Source organism: Enterobacter sp. SENG-6 (assembly GCF_001605945.1).
GTDB lineage: Bacteria > Pseudomonadota > Gammaproteobacteria > Enterobacterales > Enterobacteriaceae > Enterobacter > Enterobacter cloacae.
In genome coordinates this window covers 1-4201 of sequence record NZ_LOMM01000053.1, presented here as the reverse complement: position 1 = coordinate 4201, position 4201 = coordinate 1, and the positions used below count along the sequence as shown (strand labels likewise).

2 protein-coding genes and 2 pseudogenes are annotated in these 4201 nt (G+C 46.2%); 1 reads left to right on the top strand and 3 read right to left on the bottom strand.

What is annotated here, in order from left to right; genetic code table 11:
• Nucleotides 1-260: 260 nt before the first annotated feature.
• The 3 genes and pseudogenes from AX755_RS19375 to AX755_RS19365 form a co-directional block, all read right to left on the bottom strand.
• On the bottom strand, nt 261-932 hold the full coding sequence (locus tag AX755_RS19375; RefSeq protein ID WP_062857269.1) for an EAL domain-containing protein: 672 nt from the start codon (nt 930-932) through the stop codon (nt 261-263).
• 292 nt (nt 933-1224) lie between these two features.
• Nucleotides 1225-2451, bottom strand: coding sequence for a site-specific integrase (locus AX755_RS19370; protein ID WP_040118269.1), 1227 nt, complete (start codon nt 2449-2451; stop codon nt 1225-1227).
• Between the two features lie 163 nt (nt 2452-2614).
• Nucleotides 2615-3484: pseudogene (locus tag AX755_RS19365) on the bottom strand (phosphorothioated DNA-binding restriction endonuclease).
• 300 nt (nt 3485-3784) lie between these two features.
• On the opposite strand from AX755_RS19365, the pseudogene AX755_RS19360 reads away from it, so the two are divergent.
• A pseudogene (locus AX755_RS19360) lies at nt 3785-4117 on the top strand (SymE family type I addiction module toxin); the annotation flags it as partial.
• Between the last annotated feature and the right edge of the window lie 84 nt (nt 4118-4201).

Sequence of the window (4201 nt, the reverse complement as noted above, 5' to 3'; positions counted from 1 at the left end):
AATGGTGGGTTACCACCAAACGAATCAGAAAACCGATACTGGAAAAACTCTAACGCGGTGGCCAGTTTTAGTTGACCACAACAGTTCCGCTCACCATCGCCAGCGATAGCTCAAGATTAAGCGATTACATTGATTTCCAGGCGAGAGCCTCACAAGCAAGTTTCGCACAGTCACTAACCTTGTCAGCCTTGAGCGGTCAAAGCAGTACAGGCGGGTGATACATCAAAGGGGCGTAAGCCCCTTTTTTGATGGTTTCAACACTACAGCAATAAATCCACGTTTTTAAAAGGGACAGATTTAAAAAGATACCCCTGTAATCCCCAAATCCCCACCTCACGCAGTAACCCCATATGATCTCTATTCTCAATCCCTTCAATAATAATTTTGTCACAGTGTTTTTTGATTGATGCAATCAGCTGGTTGAAGGTTGGTTTCTGCACCTGTTCATTAAAGAAGCAGCGATCTACCTTTACAACCTCAAAGTATCCTTCCATCAAACTAACTACATTCGCGTTTCCTGCGCCAAGGTCATCGAGCCATAGCCCATTTCCACCCTGGCTCAGCGATTTTAATAAGGGACTTTTCAATCCCTTATCCAAACCAGGGAAATGCTCAGAAAATTCAAGTTTGATGAATGGCATCGATTCGAAAGTTTGTCTAAGTATGTAGTCATGACGTATCAGAAAAGCCATTTGCTGATCAATGTTCAGTGTACAAAATAGATTCTTTTGCTCGAACCACGTTTGCTTAATGGCAATGTTTCCACATTGTTCGTATAGGAAAAGCCGCTTCCTATCTAAATCCCAAGATGAAATTACGAACTCAGGGTGAAGGGGACGTCCATCTGAGGTAATGAAGCGAGTGAGAAGCTCAACGCCTAACAACCTCTCGTCAATGCTCACTATAGGTTCAGCAATGAATGTAGTATCCATAACAAATACCTTAAATTTTAATTAAAATTATATTGTAATTTTTATCACAATAAAGCAATAGTATTGCCAAAATTTGTGGTACGGATGTATGGCTTTGACTAAGTGATTGATATCACATACCTTTCTGCTTTATAGTGGGTGTTTGCTGATTGTTATATATTAGTCTTGCAATGTTTTTCTGGTTGTTTTTTTGCTCGGTTTTTTGTTTGATACTGGTTCATATTCACCTAAATATATAAGTAATGTAATAATGTTCTATTCGATAAGTTAACGAGGGGCTTACGCCCCTTTTTTATTGATTCTCTATCTCTGGATAGCGTAGCAATTCTATATACTGCCGTAGCTCAACAGGAGAGGCGGCATTCTTGCTGTACGTCTTGAAACTCTCTGTAGAGCCGCGCTCGTGACCGAGCAGAAGGGCTATTCTGTCCTCAACCACTTGATTTCTATCGAACATTTGCGCCACTTGGTGGCGTAACGAGTGAAAAACTTTCAACTCTGATCCCGCTTCGCCTAAAGCCTTTCGTTTAGCCCTCGTAAAACGCTGTGAATGCCACGTAGAGCGCTTTCCGTCTGCACGGTCAATGATTGACGCACGATAGAACAAAAATCCGTTGTAGGGCTTCTCACGAAGCGATAACACCAACGGAGTGATCAGGCTATGCACCGGAATAATACGGGCTGCTGATTTGGTCTTCCCCTCCGTCACTTCGAAACATAACACCCCTTCAATCTCTCGGATGTTGGCCGCACGTAATGAACAAATTTCATTCAGGCGCATACCGCTATACATGCCGATCAGCGTTACATTTTGCATCTCTTCATCATCTGCCATCACAGCGAATACTTTCGCCAATTCTCCAGGCTCAAACACCTCATAGCTCACCTTGCTACTTTTGGCCTCCAGCGCATGACCGCGCCAGATGTTTTCCTGTGGTGCATCGTGATATCTGTTACGAGCCAGATCCCAGATTTGAGCCAGTGCGCTGACATAGTTTTGTATGGTCTGTGGTGCTTTCTCCGTCTTGAGCTTATCAAGCCAACCTGTAACGGTGGTCCGGTTAATGTCACGAAGCTGAACATCGCGCTTTTTCAGATGTTCTAAGAGCACTTCTACAGCCTTGTTTGTCTTTGATAGCGTGGTGAGTTTGCGCTTCTCGCTGAACTGGAGAATGTATTGATCCCGCATCCTCAAGAGGGAAGGGCAACTCATTACAGGGGCGCTTAATGGCTCCGGTGCTGCATGTGCATACGTACCAACTTGACGTAGTTCATTGAGGATTTGCTCTACCTTCGAGCCTCGATCACGCTGTGGCTTTATCAGGTTACGAATCTTAAACCACTCCAGAGCAACCGCATCACGAAAGAGACGGGCTTCGCGCACATCGCGTGTGCCTGTGCTCTTCACATAGTTATGTCTTCCTCCGAACAGATGACGCATGTACTTTGGTATGGCGATCCTCACCAGATAGTTTCCGCATGGATCTAAAACTAAGTAACGATCTCGCTTGTAAATCATGTTCACCCCAGCTATTTTGTCAGGGCTTTTGCACATGATTTTGAATAGTGTGAAATGTCGAAGTCTTTACCTGTTTTTCCAGTTGATTCAAAGGATTACAGGAGCTTGTAAAACAAGCGAACGACCGTAGAAATACGTGCCGGTTCGAGTCCGGCCTTCGCACTCATCCTCTAAACACCTCCCTACGATGCCACTCCACATATCCCTCCTTTGGATAGTTCCCTTTCACCACCGGCAGCGCAATTTGCTTTCCTGCAAAATCCCAGAACAACCGCCCAACAATCCCATTCCCATTCACCGCCTCAGACACGAGCACCCGCATACTCTCATCCAGTCAAATTGATCCCTTATCAAACGCCTTATGATGAATTGCACACAACGCCAGTCCGTTCGGGATCTCACATGGTCCGCCAAACTGCTTCCACATGATATGCGCGGCTTCAAGTCCAACAGAGGCGTTATCATGTCGCATGTTAAACCCGCAGATTGCACACTCATAGTTATAAGCTCGCAGCACCTGCTGGCGGAACAGCGGATCGCGAACCTTACGGATCTGCTGGATATCAAAACCCATCTCATCCGCGAGCTCTTCCTGAATGCTTTCAGGAAAGTGCGCTTCAAGGATCTGCTGCGCCAGCGAGCCGATCAGGTTTTTGTTCTTACCCAGTAGCGCAAAGTGTTCTTCATCAAACCCGCCTGCGACGTTATGTTCCACAAGTTCTTTAACGGGCGGTTGCTTACTGCCATTGGTCGAACAGAACTCAGTATTCTTCAGATCCCAAAATCTATCCCCTTTGAGCCGCCAGAAAGGCATATTCGGGTAATGAGCCTTTATCTGTGGACCTAAGCGTTCTACCAGACTAAGCAGCTTTTCGTGGAGCTCGGTTCCGTAATCAAACAGCCTCGCATGCCCCTGCTGATAGTTCGCCAGCACGTACAGAAGCAATAAAGGCTTATGCGGCGCACGCTGTTCGCCTTTGCGCCAGATGGTGATGTCGGCAATTGCCTGTTCGAGAGTTTTGCTGGAAGCCATCGCGTTATAGAAGAAGGTAAATAATTGCGATGATGCTCGCAAAACCCAGACCAATCAACCCGTAACCAACAAAAACATGACCTTACCGCACATAACCCTATTTCCTGAATCCCCCTCGCAAATTCCAAATTTACCCCACACCAAACCGCTGTATTTATATTCAGCCCTGTATAATGAGCACCATAAATTACGCCGAACGGCAAAGGAAGTATCAAAGAATATTTAACGAGGAATTCGCGATATGAAGGTGCTGCAACACCCCCATACCGCTAACCACAAACAACTTACAAGGAGTTGAAAATGGCTGCGACGAATTTTAAGCCAGAGTTTACTGTTTGCAAAACAGAATCAGACGCTTTCACCGGCATGATTGAAAACCGCGAGCTGGTACGCAAAAACAGCGCCCGTCGTCTGCATGGCAACCCGCCCAACGCGGCACCCGTTCATCCCCGCGCGGAAACGCCGCAGGACAGTGCAGCCTGCTGCGAACTGTATGCACGCATAGACATGAAATACCTTCTTTTGGGCGGCGACTGGTTAACCCGTGCAGGCTTTATCAACGGTATGCCGGTAAAAATCCGCGCCATGAAAGACTGCATTGTGATTACGCCACAGCATACAAGAGAATTATGGGTGATGTAGCCCCCTGAAACACCAGACAGTAGCTGTATCTCCAGATAAGAGATAGGCTTGAATATATGTCTAACACTAACACCA